Source organism: Fusobacterium sp. FSA-380-WT-3A (assembly GCF_012843705.1).
Taxonomy (GTDB): domain Bacteria; phylum Fusobacteriota; class Fusobacteriia; order Fusobacteriales; family Fusobacteriaceae; genus Fusobacterium_B.
In genome coordinates, this window is sequence record NZ_JABAFQ010000002.1 from 172,411 (window position 1) to 186,576 (window position 14,166).

The 14,166-nt window shown below is 26.1% G+C and carries 15 protein-coding genes; 4 read left to right on the plus strand and 11 right to left on the minus strand.

Annotation, left to right across the window (positions count from 1 at the left end; all coding sequences use genetic code 11):
- Positions 1–10 precede the first annotated feature (10 nt).
- The 5 genes from HF862_RS02700 to HF862_RS02720 are packed head-to-tail and all read right to left on the minus strand — an operon-like array spanning position 11 to position 4,241.
- Complete coding sequence (locus HF862_RS02700) at positions 11–313, minus strand: hypothetical protein (RefSeq protein WP_027127803.1); 303 nt, start codon at positions 311–313, stop codon at positions 11–13.
- A complete protein-coding gene (locus tag HF862_RS02705) occupies positions 313–1,353 on the minus strand; it encodes an alpha/beta hydrolase family protein (protein ID WP_170186389.1) in 1,041 nt (346 codons plus the stop codon). The genes HF862_RS02700 and HF862_RS02705 overlap by 1 nt, the downstream gene beginning before the upstream one ends.
- A gap of 36 nt (positions 1,354–1,389) precedes the next feature.
- Complete coding sequence (gene asnS, locus HF862_RS02710; protein WP_170186390.1) at positions 1,390–2,781, minus strand: asparagine--tRNA ligase; 1,392 nt, start codon at positions 2,779–2,781, stop codon at positions 1,390–1,392.
- 8 nt (positions 2,782–2,789) lie between these two features.
- A complete protein-coding gene (locus HF862_RS02715) occupies positions 2,790–2,978 on the minus strand; it encodes a DUF896 domain-containing protein (protein WP_170186391.1) in 189 nt (62 codons plus the stop codon).
- A gap of 48 nt (positions 2,979–3,026) precedes the next feature.
- Complete coding sequence (locus tag HF862_RS02720) at positions 3,027–4,241, minus strand: FtsW/RodA/SpoVE family cell cycle protein (RefSeq protein WP_304205349.1); 1,215 nt, start codon at positions 4,239–4,241, stop codon at positions 3,027–3,029.
- 134 nt (positions 4,242–4,375) lie between these two features.
- Here HF862_RS02720 and HF862_RS02725 point away from each other — a divergent pair, with 134 nt between their 5' ends.
- Positions 4,376–4,882 carry an HAD family hydrolase gene (locus tag HF862_RS02725; RefSeq protein ID WP_170186392.1) on the plus strand — a complete coding sequence of 169 codons (507 nt, stop codon included), beginning with the start codon at positions 4,376–4,378 and terminating at the stop codon, positions 4,880–4,882.
- A gap of 100 nt (positions 4,883–4,982) precedes the next feature.
- Complete coding sequence (locus HF862_RS02730) at positions 4,983–6,089, plus strand: M20/M25/M40 family metallo-hydrolase (protein WP_170186393.1); 1,107 nt, start codon at positions 4,983–4,985, stop codon at positions 6,087–6,089.
- Between the two features lie 44 nt (positions 6,090–6,133).
- On the opposite strand, the gene HF862_RS02735 is transcribed toward HF862_RS02730, so the two are convergent.
- The 4 genes from HF862_RS02735 to HF862_RS02750 all read right to left on the minus strand — a co-directional run bounded on the left by HF862_RS02735 (position 6,134) and on the right by HF862_RS02750 (position 9,223).
- The gene (locus HF862_RS02735; protein WP_170186394.1) at positions 6,134–6,571 is read right to left on the minus strand and encodes an ACT domain-containing protein; all 438 of its coding nucleotides are present in this window, start codon (positions 6,569–6,571) and stop codon (positions 6,134–6,136) included.
- Between the two features lie 22 nt (positions 6,572–6,593).
- Positions 6,594–7,001, minus strand: a complete 408-nt coding sequence (locus HF862_RS02740) for an META domain-containing protein (RefSeq protein WP_170186395.1) — start codon at positions 6,999–7,001, stop codon at positions 6,594–6,596.
- Positions 7,002–7,045: 44 nt separating this feature from the next.
- The gene (gene lgt, locus HF862_RS02745; RefSeq protein WP_170186396.1) at positions 7,046–7,921 is read right to left on the minus strand and encodes a prolipoprotein diacylglyceryl transferase; all 876 of its coding nucleotides are present in this window, start codon (positions 7,919–7,921) and stop codon (positions 7,046–7,048) included.
- Between the two features lie 123 nt (positions 7,922–8,044).
- Positions 8,045–9,223: an iron-containing alcohol dehydrogenase gene (locus tag HF862_RS02750; RefSeq protein WP_206038991.1), complete on the minus strand. Its 1,179-nt coding sequence runs from the start codon at positions 9,221–9,223 to the stop codon at positions 8,045–8,047.
- 433 nt (positions 9,224–9,656) lie between these two features.
- On the opposite strand from HF862_RS02750, the gene HF862_RS02755 reads away from it, so the two are divergent.
- The gene (locus HF862_RS02755; RefSeq protein WP_170186398.1) at positions 9,657–10,556 is read left to right on the plus strand and encodes a LysR family transcriptional regulator; all 900 of its coding nucleotides are present in this window, start codon (positions 9,657–9,659) and stop codon (positions 10,554–10,556) included.
- Positions 10,557–10,578: 22 nt separating this feature from the next.
- A complete protein-coding gene (locus tag HF862_RS02760; RefSeq protein ID WP_170186399.1) occupies positions 10,579–12,876 on the plus strand; it encodes a bifunctional dihydroorotate dehydrogenase B NAD binding subunit/NADPH-dependent glutamate synthase in 2,298 nt (765 codons plus the stop codon).
- Positions 12,877–12,926: 50 nt separating this feature from the next.
- On the opposite strand, the gene HF862_RS02765 is transcribed toward HF862_RS02760, so the two are convergent.
- The gene (locus tag HF862_RS02765; RefSeq protein WP_170186400.1) at positions 12,927–13,352 is read right to left on the minus strand and encodes a GNAT family N-acetyltransferase; all 426 of its coding nucleotides are present in this window, start codon (positions 13,350–13,352) and stop codon (positions 12,927–12,929) included.
- Positions 13,352–14,110 carry a YdcF family protein gene (locus HF862_RS02770; protein WP_170186401.1) on the minus strand — a complete coding sequence of 253 codons (759 nt, stop codon included), beginning with the start codon at positions 14,108–14,110 and terminating at the stop codon, positions 13,352–13,354. The genes HF862_RS02765 and HF862_RS02770 overlap by 1 nt, the downstream gene beginning before the upstream one ends.
- Positions 14,111–14,166 lie beyond the last annotated feature (56 nt).

The following is a 14,166-nucleotide window of genomic DNA, read 5'->3' on the forward strand; positions in this document are numbered from 1 at the left end:
AATACTCTCCTTAGTCTTCTAAATCTTTTATTATATTTTTATAATATTCTATACTTTTACTATATTCTTTAACTATATTTTCATTTATTCTTATAAAATTTTCATTTTTTTCGTATAATTGTCTTTCCATTAGCCTAAACTCTTTATTTAATTTTTTTAGCTGTGATTTCTTTATTGGATTTTCCAAAGTTTCATCAAAATTCATCACTAATTGGTCGTATTTTATTAAAAATTCATATTGTTCATAATATTTTATAGAAGTACAAGAACATAAAAAAATTATAGGTAATAATATTATATAATTTTTTTTCATTATTCTTCCACCTCTTTATCTATTTTTTCACTAAAATATTTAAGAAAATTTTCTATATCCTTCGATATAAAACTCCAAGTATGATATTGATTTTTATAAATATAACCTTGAAAATCTACATTATATTTTTTTAATCTTCCAACTATATCTGTCCATTGCTGTAACATTAAATAAGGTTCTTTATCCTCTTCTCCTACACTTATATAGATACTTTTTCCTTTAAATTTTTCAGGTTCCATATTTTTTATAATTGTATATGGGTCTTGCTTCAAAATTCTCCAACCCCATGGACTAAAAATTTTCAAGAAATTTATTTTATCTTGACTTCCTTTAAAAAATATTCTTGGGATATACAAATATTTCATGAATCTTATAACCCTTCTATTTAGACTCATTCTTATTATACTTACAGCTCCTGAAAAACTACCAATAATTTGAAATTCCTCAATATGTTTTAATCCAATTTTTAAAGCAGCATAACCTCCCATAGAAAATCCTGCTATCCCTATTTTCCCATTAGATATTTTTTTAGCTTCTTTATATAATTCATCCATTATATAATTTTCATATTTATGTTTTTCATCTTTATAAAAATTACTATACCAACTTTCTCCATTAAATCCTGCTGCTGGGATAATAAACATCATTGGCTTAATCAATTTTTTTTCTAATAATTCAAAATAATTTTCTAATAACATCCCTCTAGTTATCCAATCTTCTGGATAATCTCTTATTCCATGAAATAAAAATACCAAAGGTAAATTTTTTGTCTCTTGATTTTTAGGAGTAATTAAAAGATATCTCATCCTTTCATTTACATGCTTTGAGGTTATAAATTTTTCTTGAATATTGACTTTTTCATCAATCTCTTCTAACGAATATTTTTTTATTATTTTTTCATAGTCATCTAAACTTATAACTTCTTTGTAAGATTTAACTCTTTCTAATTTTCTCTTTAAGGTTTTTTCTTTTTTCTTATCCATTTTATCTAAATAAAAAAGGAGAAAAATCACTATTATAACTACTAACAGTTTAATCATAATTTTATCTCCTTTCACAATTATTTTTAATTTTTATTAGAATTCTGCATTTCCTGTTGTTCTTGGGAATGGTAATACATCACGAATATTTGTCATACCTGTAATATACATTAACATTCTTTCAAATCCCAATCCATATCCTGAGTGAGGGAAGCTTCCATATCTTCTTAAATCAAGATAGAATTTATAATCTTCTTTACTTAATCCACATTCATCCATTTTCTTTTCTAAAACTTCTAAATTGTCTTCTCTTTGTGAACCACCAATAATCTCTCCAATTCCTGGTGCTAATAAATCCATAGCTCTAACTGTTTTTCCATCTGCATTTAGTTTCATGTAAAATGCTTTTATTTCTTTTGGATAATCTACTAAGAAAACAGGTTTTCCAAAATGTTTCTCTGCTAAAAATCTCTCATGTTCACTTTGTAAATCTATTCCCCATCTAACTGGATAAGCAAATTTTTCTCCAGAAGCAAGTAAAATATCTATAGCTTCTGTATAAGTTACTCTTGCAAATTCGTTATTTAATACATTATTTAATTTATCAACTAATCCTTTTTCTATAAATTTATTAAAGAATTCTATTTCTTCAGGACAGTTGTCCATTACATATTTTATTACATATTTTACCATTGCTTCTGCTAAATCCATATTAGCTGTTAAATCTCCAAAAGCAATTTCTGGCTCTATCATCCAAAATTCAGCAGCATGTCTTGAAGTATTAGAATTCTCTGCTCTAAAAGTTGGTCCAAATGTATAAACATTTCTAAATGCTGAACAATAAGTTTCTACATTTAATTGTCCACTAACTGTTAAACTAGTAGTTTTTCCAAAGAAGTCTTTTGTTTCATCAACTGTTCCATCTTCTTTTTTAGGAAGATTATTTAAATCTAGAGTTGTTACTCTAAACATTTCTCCAGCTCCTTCACAGTCTGAAGATGTAATTATTGGAGTATGAACATATACGAAATTTTGTTCTTGGAAGAATTTATGTATAGCATAAGCTAATACTGACCTTACTCTAAAAACAGCTGAAAAAGTATTTGTTCTTGGTCTCAAATGAGCAATATCTCTTAAATATTCAAATGTTTGTCTTTTATTTTGTAACGGATAATCTAAACTTGCTTTTTGAATTACTTCTATGGAATTTGCAACAATTTCAGAAGATTGTCCTTTTCCTTCTGATTCTTTAAATATTCCTTTTACTATTATTGATGAAGATATAGATAAGTGAGATATTTCTTCAAAGTTTTCTAATTCAGCTCCATATACAACTTGAATTCCTTTGAAAAAAGACCCATCATTAACTTCTATAAACCCAAAATTCTTTTGGTCTCTTAATTTTCTAACCCATCCTGAAATTTCTACTTCTTTTCCTAATAATTCTTTTTCGCTTCTATAAAGCTCTCTAACTGTTACTTTACTCATTGCTCCCCCTAATTTAATTTTTCATTAGCATCTACTATTTTTATATTTTCTAAGTGCCCTCTTACTTGAGCTCTAAATTTTTCTAAATAAAGTTTTCTATATTTTTCTCTCTCTTCTTTTTCTTCAAATGTAAGTTCTCTTTCTTTTGAAAGCTTTGAAAAATAATTTACTTTAGTTATTATATCTTTCATTTCCATTATATTTTATTCCTCCATATACTCAATGAAATAATTATACAGTTTATTTTATATTTTGTCAAACCTAATAGAAGTATAATTATTTATACTTAAAACTATTCCTATCGAAGTCATTATAGTTAAAATTGAACTTCCTCCATAACTAAATAAAGGCATTGGAATTCCAAATACAGGAAGTAATCCTACTGCTACAAAAAGATTTATCAATACTTGACTCATTATCATACCACCAATTCCAATAGCCAAATATTTTCCAAAAAAATCTTTTGAATTTACCCCTATATCTATCATAATATTATACAATAAAAAGAAAAATAAAACAATAATACATACACCTAAAAATCCCATCTCTTCTCCTAATAATGCCATTATAAAATCTGTATGTATTTCTGGTAAATAGCTATATTTTTGAACTCCATTTCCATACCCTACTCCTAAAACTCCACCATTTCCAAAAGCTAAAAGAGATTGAGCTACTTGATAACCTATATCAATATTTCCTATGTATCCATCATTAAATAATCCATCAATATACATGGTTATTCTTCTTATTTTATATCCACCATCTCCATATTTATAGATTCCAAATAATCCTATTATTCCTAAAGTTCCAAAACCACTTACAACTTTTATTATAATTTTTTTATCTATCCCACTCATAAATAGCATGACCAAATATATAGCAAAATAATGAATAACCGTTCCCATATCATTTTGTAAAATTATAAATCCTGCAAAACTTATAAAAATTCCAAAACTTATTCCTATTAATTTTCCAATAGACTCTTTTTCCATTTTATAAAAAACATATGCTTCTATTATTACAAAGGGAACTTTTAATATTTCTGCTGGTTGAAGATTTATTGGTCCTAACCGAATCCATCCTGTTGCTCCATTAATAGTTTTTACAACACTTGGTAAAAATCTTCCACCAATAAATACAAAAATTAATAGAAAAAGTGAGACTATATATATAAATTTTATTACTTTATCCTTTTTAAAAATTTTATAATTAAATACATTAAAAAACATTAAGCTGAAAATACCAATAAATACAAAAAAAAGATATTTTCCTAATGTAAAACTATTTTCTTCATAATAAGCTACACTATATAAATTAAGAGTTGAAATAACTAACAATAAAAAAATTATTGTAAATATTGTTCTTCTTTTTCTTTTAGTTTCTATTGAAACTCTATCTTTTTTTATCTTTTTTTCAATTTGATTTTTTTCAAAATAAATACTTTTATTTTCTATTTTCACAGTTTTCACCTATTTTTTTCTTTAAATTATATCACAAAGAATATATTTTTTATAATAATTATTTAATTTTTTTTACTTTATACTATTCTATGATATAATAAAAGAAATTTAAAAAAAGGAGATGGCTTATTTATATGATAAAATTAATTGTTCTTGATGTTGATGGAACTTTAACTGATGGGAAAATATACCTTGATAATATGGGAAATGAGATGAAAGCTTTTAGTGCTAAAGATGGTCTTGCTATTTCTCAAAGTATAAAGCAAGGATTAATAGTAGCTATTATTACAGGAAGAACTTCTATCTTAGTTGAAAGAAGAGGAAAAGAATTAGGAATTACAGATATTATTCAAGGTTCCCATAATAAAATTACAGCTTTAAAAGAACTTTTAAATAAATATAATTTAACTTTAGAAGAAACTGCCTATATTGGTGATGACTTAAATGATTTAGAAGTTATGTCTCTTTGTAAATTTTCTGCTTGTCCTAAAAATTCTGCTTCTGAAATAATTAAAATTTCTCATTTTGTTTCATCTAAAAATGGTGGAGATGGAGCTGTTAGAGAAATTTTAGAAAAAATTTTAAAAGAACAAGATTTATGGAAAAATATTATAAATAATTTTTCTTCTACAGCACAATAGTTTTTGATTAATAACAATACATTCTTTTCAAAAAAAGCTTTATTTTATTATCTTTTTATAGTATAATATTTATAGAAATTTTTTATAAAGGAGTGATTTAATGATTAATCAAGAAAGGCTAATTAATACTTTTATAAATTACGTAAAAATAGACAGTGAAAGTTTAGAAGAAAAAGCTTTTGCTGAAAAAGTAGCTTCTGATTTTAAAGAAATTGGAGCAGAAATTTCTTTTGATGAAGCTTATAAAGTGGTTGGAGGAAGTGTTGGAAATCTTTACTGTAAAATAGAAGGAGATAAATCTTTAGAACCTATTTTAATGTCAGCTCATATGGATACAGTTAAACCTGGAAAAGGAATTATTCCTGTGATTGAAGGAAATATTATAAAATCTGATGGAACTACTGTATTAGGTTCTGATGACAAAGCAGGAATTACTTGTATTTTAGAAGCTATTCGTTTTGCTAAAGAAAATAATATAAATCATCCTACTATAGAAGCAGTATTCACTATTTGCGAAGAGGTTGGACTTAAAGGTTCTAAAAATTTAGACTATTCAAAAATAACTGCTAAAAAAGGAGTTGTTCTTGATAGTGGTGGAGATGCTGGAAAAATAATAACAGCTGCTCCTGGTCAATTAAAATTAACTGGAGAGTTTATAGGTAAAAGTGCTCATGCTGGAGTTGCTCCTGAAAAAGGAATAAGTGCTATTCAAATGGCTGCTTATGCTATTTCTAATATGAAACTTCTTCGTATAGATGAAGAAACTACAGCTAATATTGGTACAATAGAAGCTTCTTATGCTACTAACATTGTTCCTGAAAAAGTTAAAGTTTTAGGGGAAGCTCGTAGTAGAGATAATGACAAATTAAAAGCTCAAGGAGAACATATGATGAAATGTATCCAAGAAGCTTGTGAAAAATTTGGTGGAACTTTTGAAGGTGGATTAACTCACTCTTATTCTGGATATAAATATACAGAAGATGATAGTTTCATAAAAGAAATTAAAGAAGCTTGTGAAAAAGCTGGTCTTACTCCTGAACTTGCTGTTAGTGGTGGAGGAAGTGATGTTAATAACATGGTAGAAAAAGGTATCCAAGCTGTTAACTTGGGTTGTGGAATGGATAAAGTTCATACAACTTCTGAGCAAATCACTATTGATAATTTAGTAAATACTACAAAACTACTTATTGAATTAATTAGAAAATAATAAATTTAAAACTGCCAATTATAACAATTGGCAGTTTTTTTATTTTATTCTATTGACATTAATTTACAATTTATAACATTACACAATCTTTTTATTCCCTCTATTGTTTCTTCAATAGATATAGTTAAATGAAGAACTTCCATTAGAATAATTACAGTTGCTGCATCATTCATTGGCATATTTTGATTTATTGTAAGAATATTTCCATTTACTGAACTAATATAATTTAAAACATTTGATAAACTTCCTTGAGTATGTTCCAAAGTTATTGAAATAAGTGCTCTTCTCCCATGAGATTCATCAGAAGGTAGAAATACAAAATCTTTATATTTATAATAAGTACTCCTACTTATTCCCACTATTTTTACAGCCTCACTAATATTTTTGACTTTTCCTTGTTCTAATAATTCTCTTGCTTCTATAACTTTATCAAAATAATCTGGTAATATCTCCTTACTAACTATTAGATATTTATTCTTCATTTACTCTCATCTCCAAAACTCATTATTTTTTAGGAGTTTCTATTAACTTAAATATAAGTTTTTCTCCTTTATCAGTTGTCAATATAAGTCCCTCTTTAGAAATTTCATAAGAAACTGCTTTTTCTATTTTAGATAAAAAATCATCTTCCACTTTCATTATTTCCTGAGGTCCTGCCATCATTGTTCTTCCAATAGCTCCAAAAGTTATTTTTTTGTCTTGAATTTCATATTTACCAAAATAATTATTTACCCCTGCAAATCCAAAGAAATTGTTTTCAGCAAAATTAAGAGTTATTTGATAATCTTTTGCTTCTACTTGTTGAACTAGTGCATATTGTTTACCCACAAGATTTTCATTTTTTCCTATCATTGAATTTGTACATCCCATTAAAGATAATAAAAATAATAATCCTAAAAATATTTTTTTCATTTTTCCTCCTAAAAGTTTTTATTTTTTACTTTTACTTATTTGACTTATTTTTTTAAACTTTGGTTATTTTTCTTTAAAAAACCAATGAAAATACTTGCTATTATTATCATTATTAAACTTACAACATGAGGGGCTCTAAATCCTAAAAGCATCAAATCTTCTGCTCTGAAAAAACTTACAAATATTCTTATAACACTATAAATTATAATATATGAGCACCAAACTACTCCAACAGGATACTCTTTTTTTCTTAAGAAAAACCATATAAATATAAATCCTAAAAAATTAAGGACAAGTTCATATAACATTGCTGGATGTAATGGCAAATTTGGAAATTCTTGCCCTGCTGGACTTGAAAGAGGAAAAACTAGTCCCCAAGGTACCTTTTCCTGAAATTGAGCTTTTTCAAAAATTGATAAACTATTATATTGATTAAACCATTGATAAAAATTAGGTTTTAATGAAAATATATATTTTAATGGGGTAAAAGTAGGCACTCCATAAATTTCTCCATTCATAAGATTTCCTATTCTTCCTATTCCTTGCCCTAATAATAGTGGTCCTGCTGCAAAGTCTCCTAATTGTAGTGGATTTATTTTTTTTATATATCCATATATACAAGTTCCTATTATTCCACCTATTATTCCACCATGAATAGCCATTCCACCTTTCCATACAGCTATTATATCTTCTGGATATTGTAAATAATAATCTAAGTTAAAAAGTACATAATAAATTCTTCCACCTAATAAACCTGAAATCATAGCTACAAAAGCATAATTCTCTATAATTTCCGGGTTAAATCCTTTTTCTTTAGCTGCTCTTTTTCCTAATTCAATCCCTAATAAAAAAGATATAGCATACATAAGTCCATAATAAGTTATTTTTATTTTTCCTATTGATATAAATATTGGATTCATATTCATCACCTTTAATCAAGTAATATTTTTTTGTTTCTACTTAGTTTATCATGGAAAAAAATATTTTGCAATAAATAAAAATAGTCTTCTCCTCAAATTTAAGGAAAAGACTATTTTTTGCCTTTATCTAGCCATTAAATAAATATTTTTCATATCTTCTTTATTTAATTTCTTAAAACTTCCTATTGTTCTTTGTCCATTGTTACTACATTTTTCAGCTAATTTTATAATATCTTCATCTGATAACTCAAGTCCTAATTCTTTTAATGAAGTTGGCATTTCAATACTTCTGTAAAATTCTTCCATAGCTTCAATAGCTTTCATTACATCTGCTTCTATATTTTCAGTTCTTTTAATTCCAAAAACTTTTTCTCCAAATCTTACAAATCTTTCTGGATTTTCTTTATAAACATATCTAGCCCATGAACCCCAAACAGCAGCTAAACCAGCTCCATGAGCCACATCATAAATTCCTCCTAAGTCATGTTCCAATTGATGTGTTGCCCAATCACCAATTCCTCCACAACCTGTAAGTCCATTGTGAGCTAATGAACCACACCACATTATTTCAGCTCTAGCTTCATAATCATTTGGATTTTCTAAAGAAAGTTTAGAATATTTTATCATATTTCTTAAAAGTCCTTCTGATATTTCATCTGTAATTTCTAAATTTGGCTCTGGGGTAAAATATCTTTCCATTGTGTGCATCATAATATCTACAGCTCCACTTGAAATTTGATATTTAGGTAATGTATAAGTTAGCTCTGGATTCATTACAGCAAATTTAGGTCTTGATGAATCTGAGTTATATGACCTTTTTAATTGTTCATCTTCTTTTGTTACAACACTTCCTCCACTCATTTCACTTCCAGCAGCTGCTATTGTTAAAACAACTCCTATTGGAAGACATTTTTTTGTAACTTTTTTTCCTATATATAAATCCCATATATCTTCTATATCAGGATTTGCTACTCCATAACCTATCCCTTTAGCTGAATCTATTACGCTTCCTCCACCAACAGCTAATATAAAATCAACACCATTTTCTCTTGATAATTTTATTCCTTCATATATTAATGACAATCTTGGATTTGGTTTTACCCCTCCTAATTCTATATACTCTATTCCTGTCTCTTCTAAAGATTTTTTTACTCTATCTATCAATCCACTTTTAACAGCACTTCCACCACCATAGTGAATTAAAACTTTTTTTCCTCCAAATTCTTCAACAAATTTTCCTACATTTTTCTCTTCATCTTTACCAAAAATAACTTTAGTTGGTGTATAATAATTAAAATTCATCACTCCATACCCCTCCTTAAACTTTTTTATTATAAGAGTTACTAATAGTATATATTTTCTAAAATAATTCGTCAAGTTTTATTACTTTCCTTTTTTTCTTATATGAAAATTTTTGAATTTTATATATAATTTATTCTAATTCATTTCATAAGTGATTTACTCTAAAAAGTTTCATATATAAAATTTTTTTAATACATATTACTTGATTTTTAATTCTGTCCATTATTTAATATAAAAAAAATAAAACAGAGAGGGGCTAACAATCTGTTTTATTTTTTATAATATAAGTTTAAGGAAACAAGATGGTAAATACTTAATACTTTTAATACCTATCTTTTGATAAAATCATTATAACAATAAATTTGCTTTTTTTGAAATATTAATTTATAATACTACTATAAGAAAAACTTATAGCAAATTTTAAGGAGTTATTATGACTTTAAAAGATATGGAGTATGTTTTTTATATAGCTCAATTTAAAAATTTTTCTAAAGCAGCAGAACATCTTTTTATTAGTCAATCAGCTTTAAGTCAATCTATTAATAAATTAGAAGAAGAATTAGGACTTCAACTTTTCAGAAGAACTAGTAAAGGAGTTTCTCTTACTTATGCTGGAGAATTTTTCTTAAAAGAAAGTGAAAAAATAATATCTGAAGTTAAAATTCTAAAAGAAAAATTAGAAGGATTATCTAGTTGTAAAAAAAGAACTTTAGGTATAGGAGTTTTTCAATTTTATGGAAGATATTTTTTACCAAAAATTATTCCTGAATTTAGAAAACTTTTTCCAGATGTTCAGATAAAAATAATAGAAGATTCTCCTTATAATCTTGAAAAAATTTTACTAGAAGATGAAGTTGATTTAGTAATCTCTGCTTTTGTTGATTTTAATCCAAAACTTATTTATAAAAAAATTGTTACTGAGCATATATTATTAGCTGTTCCTAAAATTAATCCACTTACATCAAATATAAAAGATAAGTTTATAGATTTATCCTCCTTTAAAAACGAAAATTTTATTTTGCTTATGAAAGGAATAAAAGCTAGAAAAAATATTGATAAAATTTGTGAATCTTTAAACTTTAATCCAAATTGCATCTTAGAAACAAAAGATTTTGAAACAGTTAACTCCCTAGTATCAAAAAATTTAGGAGTAGGATTTGTTCCTGGGTCTGTTGAAAAATTAGATGGAGTTGTTTACTATAAAATAAAAAATTCTTATAGTCAGAGAGAATTCTTTATTGCGTATAAAAAAAATACTCAAAAACCTTATATTATTTCTGAATTTACAAAATTAACTTTATTATCTATAAATAAAGAAAATAAAAAAATTTAATTTCTATAAAGGAGTGAAATTTATGTATAAAATTTTAAAAAAAGAATGGCTTAGTGAAAAAATTTGTCTTATGAATATAGAAGCAAAAGATTTAGCTTTAGCTGCTAAACCTGGACAATTTTTAATTGTTAAAAAAGATGAATTTGGTGAAAGAATACCTCTTACTATATGTGATTATGATAGAGAAAAAGGTACTGTTACTATAGTATTTTTTGTTTTAGGAAAAAGTACAAAAGATATTGGAACTTTAGAAGAAGGAGATTTCTTCCAAGATGTAGTTGGACCATTAGGAGTAGAAAGTGAGTTTCTTCATGAAGATTTAGAAAGTTTAAAAAATAAGAAAGTTCTTTTTGTAGCTGGTGGAGTAGGAACTGCTCCTGTTTATCCTCAAGTTAAATGGTTTCATGAAAATGGACTTAAAGCTGATGTTATAATTGGAGCAAAAACTAAAAATCTTTTAATTCTTGAAAAAGAAATGAAAGCTGTAGCAGAAAATCTTTATATTACTACTGATGATGGAAGTTATGGATATCATGGTTTAGTAACTGATATTATTGATGATTTAATAAAAAATCAGGGTAAAAAATATGATTGTGTTGTTGCTATTGGTCCTATGATTATGATGAAGTTTGTTTGTTTAAAAACAAAAGAATATAATATAAAAACTACAGTAAGTCTTAATCCTCTAATGGTTGATGGAACAGGAATGTGTGGAGCTTGTCGTGTAAGAATTGGAGATAAAATAAAATTTGCTTGTGTAGATGGACCTGAATTTGATGGACATTTAGTTGATTTTGATGAAGCAATGAGAAGACAAATGATGTATAAAACAGAAGAAGGAAGAGCTTTACTTAAAGAAAATGATGGAGATACTCATTCAGCTAAAGATTGTCCAATTGATAATCATAAAGAAGAGTATACTTCTCTTGAAAATCTTCCAAAAAATAAAAGAGTTCCTGTGAGAGAACAAAATCCTTTAATTAGAGCTACAAACTTTAAAGAAGTTACTTTTGGATATACTTTAGAAGAAGCTCAAAAAGAAGCTAGTAGATGCTTGAATTGTAAAAATCCTCTTTGTATACAAGGATGTCCTGTTAACATAGATATTCCTGCTTTTATTCAAGAGATTAAAAAAGGAAATATTGATGAAGCTGGAAAAATTCTAATGAAATACACTTCTCTTCCTGCTGTTTGTGGTAGAGTTTGTCCTCAAGAAACTCAATGTGAAGGAAAATGTATTTTAGGTATAAAAGGTGAAGCTGTAGCTATTGGAAAACTTGAAAAATTTATTGGAGATTACTTATTAAAAAATAGTTTTGAAATTCAAATTCCTGAAAAAAATAACCATAAAGTAGCTGTTATTGGAAGTGGTCCAGCTGGACTTACTGTAGCTGGAGATTTAGCAAAAATGGGATATAATGTAATTATTTTTGAAGCTTTACATAAAACTGGAGGAGTTTTAACTTATGGTATCCCAGAATTTAGATTACCTAAAGATGAAGTTGTTCAAAAAGAAATAGATAATATCAAAAAATTAGGTGTTACTTTTAAAACAAATGAAATTATAGGAAAAACTAAACTTATTGATAAATTATTAGATGAAGAGGGATTTGAAGCTGTATTTATTGGAAGTGGGGCTGGACTTCCTAAATTTATGAATATTCCTGGAGAAAATTTAAATGGTGTTCTTTCAGCTAATGAATTTTTAACAAGAGTAAATCTTATGAAAGGATATCTTGATGAATATGAAACTCCTATTAAAGTAGGAAAAAAAGTTGCTGTTATTGGTGGAGGAAATGTAGCTATGGATGCTGTTAGAACAGCCAAAAGATTAGGAGCTGAAGCTCATATTGTTTATAGAAGAAGTGAAAAAGATTTTCCAGCTAGATTAGAAGAAGTGCATCATGCTAAAGAAGAGGGAATTATAATTGATGCTCTTACTCTTCCAAAAGAAATTTTAGGAAATGAAAAAGGAGAAGTCATTGGTATGAGATGTATCAAAACTACTCTTGGTGAAAAAGATTCATCTGGTAGAGCTTCTTTTATTGAATTAGAAAATTCTGATTTTATAATGGATGTTGATACTGTTATAATGGCTCTTGGAACTTCTCCTAATCCATTAATTTCATCTACTACAAAAAATCTTGATATTAATAAATGGAAATGTATTGTAGCTGATGATAATGGACAAACTAGTAGAGAAGGTGTATTTGCTGGTGGAGATGCTGTATCTGGAGCTGCTACCGTAATTCTTGCTATGGGAGCTGGAAAAAAAGCTGCCAAAGCTATTGATGAATATATAAAATCTAAAAACAATTAATTTATAATTTAAAATACAGGCCTTTTTAAAAATAAAAAGTCCTGTATTTTTTATTTTTTCCATTCTAATAAAAATTCTTTTTCTTTAAATTCATTATCTTTTATCTCTTTTAATATTTTAAAATCATTAGAAAAATAAAATTTCTTAGCTCTAATATTTTTGTCATAAACATTTAAAAACAAATTTTCTTTTTTACTTTTTATAAAATCAATTAATTTTTTTCCTATTCCTTGATTTTGGAATTCCTCTTTTACAAAAATTCCTACAATATAATTCTCTTCAACTATTCCAAGAAATCCCTTTATTTTATTATTTCCTTCAAAAATATATACTTTGCTCTTAGGAATTATTTCTTTCACTAAAAAATAATTATTTTCCCAATATTTTTTACTTATAAAATTATGCGTTTTTATATTTGTTTCTAACCAAATTTGCATAATCTCATCTAAGTCAATTTTTCTAAATTCTCTTATCATTATTTTCCTTTATATCTCAATCTATAATAAATAATTCCAAAATATTCCCATAAAGTAGAATTAAAATTTTTTAAATTTAAATAATTTGGTATATAACTTTGAATCCCTCTATTCTTAGTAATTCCATAAAAATTACAAGGAAATGGATAAAATATAATTTCACCATCTTTAAAAACTTCCATACTTCTTTTCATATGAATAGCTGAAGTTACAAGTATTCCTCTTTTATGTTCATTTTTTTTCATAAGTTTTTTAGTATAAATTGCATTTTCTTTAGTATTTCTACTTTTTTCTTCTAATATAATATCCTTTTCTGGTATTCCCAAATCAATTAATTCTTTCTTATATACAGAACTTTCACTCACTACTTTTTCTAATACTTTCCCACCTGTAATATATATTGGTTTAGGATTTTTGTTATAAAGTTTAGCTACTGTAATAATTCTTTCTACTGCTTCTTGTCCTGGTATTATTCCCATTAAAGTATTACTTCTTATTCCACCACAAAGAAGTATATAACTATCCATATCTTCAATTTTATATTCCAAATTTACATTTGTTTTTTCAAGAGAAATTATAGGTTTAGATATGAAGAAATCACAAGAAAATAAATATAAAACAGTTCCTAATAAAAAAGAAAAAATTCCTAATTTTATTTTTTTATTTTTTAAAAATAAAATTCCAAACATTATAAATCCTAAAATAAATATTAAAGGTGAAAATATTAAAAGTGATATTATTTTTACAATATAAAACATTTCTTTCTCCATAATAATTTTTTATAAATTATATTATAAATTTTTATATAAAAAAT

Excerpts from the sequence above, each read along its gene's own strand:
- asnS (WP_170186390.1), bottom strand. The coding sequence starts at position 2,781 with ATGAGTAAAGTAACAGTTAGAGAGCTTTATAGAAGCGAAAAAGAATTA.
- HF862_RS02765 (WP_170186400.1), bottom strand. The coding sequence starts at position 13,352 with ATGATAAGAGAATTTAGAAAAATTGACTTAGATGAGATTATGCAAATT.
- HF862_RS02750 (WP_206038991.1), bottom strand. The coding sequence starts at position 9,223 with ATGAATTTTAATTATTATACACCAACTAAAGTTATTTTTGGTAAAGAT.
- HF862_RS02705 (WP_170186389.1), bottom strand. The coding sequence starts at position 1,353 with ATGATTAAACTGTTAGTAGTTATAATAGTGATTTTTCTCCTTTTTTAT.
- HF862_RS02730 (WP_170186393.1), top strand. The coding sequence starts at position 4,983 with ATGATTAATCAAGAAAGGCTAATTAATACTTTTATAAATTACGTAAAA.
- HF862_RS02760 (WP_170186399.1), top strand. The coding sequence starts at position 10,579 with ATGTATAAAATTTTAAAAAAAGAATGGCTTAGTGAAAAAATTTGTCTT.
- lgt (WP_170186396.1), bottom strand. The coding sequence starts at position 7,921 with ATGAATCCAATATTTATATCAATAGGAAAAATAAAAATAACTTATTAT.
- HF862_RS02725 (WP_170186392.1), top strand. The coding sequence starts at position 4,376 with ATGATAAAATTAATTGTTCTTGATGTTGATGGAACTTTAACTGATGGG.
- HF862_RS02740 (WP_170186395.1), bottom strand. The coding sequence starts at position 7,001 with ATGAAAAAAATATTTTTAGGATTATTATTTTTATTATCTTTAATGGGA.
- HF862_RS02755 (WP_170186398.1), top strand. The coding sequence starts at position 9,657 with ATGACTTTAAAAGATATGGAGTATGTTTTTTATATAGCTCAATTTAAA.
- HF862_RS02770 (WP_170186401.1), bottom strand. The coding sequence starts at position 14,110 with ATGTTTTATATTGTAAAAATAATATCACTTTTAATATTTTCACCTTTA.
- HF862_RS02715 (WP_170186391.1), bottom strand. The coding sequence starts at position 2,978 with ATGGAAATGAAAGATATAATAACTAAAGTAAATTATTTTTCAAAGCTT.
- HF862_RS02735 (WP_170186394.1), bottom strand. The coding sequence starts at position 6,571 with ATGAAGAATAAATATCTAATAGTTAGTAAGGAGATATTACCAGATTAT.
- HF862_RS02700 (WP_027127803.1), bottom strand. The coding sequence starts at position 313 with ATGAAAAAAAATTATATAATATTATTACCTATAATTTTTTTATGTTCT.